1 protein-coding gene is annotated in these 1,259 nt (G+C 59.7%); it reads left to right on the plus strand.

The window, feature by feature from the left end:
- Nucleotides 1-67: 67 nt before the first annotated feature.
- Nucleotides 68-1,231, plus strand: a complete 1,164-nt coding sequence (locus FJ428_RS30140) for a helix-turn-helix domain-containing protein (RefSeq protein ID WP_140729650.1) — start codon at nt 68-70, stop codon at nt 1,229-1,231.
- The last annotated feature ends 28 nt before the right edge of the window (nt 1,232-1,259 follow it).

Genomic DNA, 1,259 nt, shown 5'->3' on the forward strand with positions numbered 1-1,259 from the left:
GGATAGATGGGTTACACTTTCGGCCCTTTGCAAGGAGAGCAAGGTGCCTTGGAAGGAGTGTAACGTCATGGAAGAGCGGCTGAAGTTCGTCGCCCGGCTGCTGGACGGTGAGAAGATGGCCGTGCTTTGCCGAGAGTTCGATATCTCGCGCAAGACCGGCTACAAGATCCTCGCGCGCTACAACGGTAGCGGCCTGGAGGGGCTGACGGATCGATCGCGTCGGCCCTATCGCCACGCCAATCAGCTTCCGTTTCAAATCGAGAAGCTGATTGTGCGCCTCAAGCAAGACAAGCCGACATGGGGCGCGCCGAAGATACGCGAGCGGCTGGCCCGGCTGTATCCGGATGTGCACCGGCCGGCGATCTCGACGGTGCACGCCGTGCTCGATCGCCACGGCCTGGTCGAGCACCGCAAGCGCAGGCGAAACCGGGCGACGGGGACACCGCTTTCAAACGGCTGTCGCCCCAACGATCTGTGGTGTGCCGACTACAAGGGCGAGTTCATGCTCGCCGATCGGCGCTATTGCTATCCGTTGACGATCACCGACTTTGCCAGCCGCTATCTCATCGCCTGCGAGGCGCTCTCGACCACCAAGGAAGCCTATGCCTTCACCGTGTTCGAAAGCGTTTTCAAAGAGTTCGGCCTCCCCAGCGCGATCAGGACCGACAATGGCGTTCCCTTCGCCAGCCCCAATGCGCTGTTCAACCTCAGCAAGCTGTCGGTCTGGTGGCTGCGCCTGGGCATCGACATCGAGCGCATCAAGCCGGGCTGCCCGCAGCAGAACGGGCGTCATGAGCGCATGCACCTCACCCTGAAGAAGGAAACCACCAAACCGGCTGGTGCCAATTTCCTTCAACAGCAGGCCAGGTTCGATGACTTCATCGATGAGTTCAACTCAGAACGCCCGCACCAGGCGCTCGACATGGACTACCCGGCGGAGCGCTACGCGCCCTCAACGCGTCCCTATGCCGGCCTACCAGACCTCGACTATCCGTTTCACGACAAGGCCCTCACCGTCACCACCTGCGGCCGCATCTGCTATAACAGAAAGAAGATCAACCTCAGCCTTGTCTTTGCCGGCCAGATCGTCGGCATCAAACAGGTCGAGGACCATATCTGGCTGGCTAGCTTCATGGACTACGATTTGGGATATTTCGATGATGAGACATGCAGGCTCGAACCACTCCAAAACCCCTTCGGGCCAAAAGTGTTACCCATGTCTCCGGTATAAACCGTAACCTATGTGTCCGGAACGGACC

Source organism: Mesorhizobium sp. B2-8-1 (assembly GCF_006440955.1).
GTDB lineage: Bacteria > Pseudomonadota > Alphaproteobacteria > Rhizobiales > Rhizobiaceae > Mesorhizobium.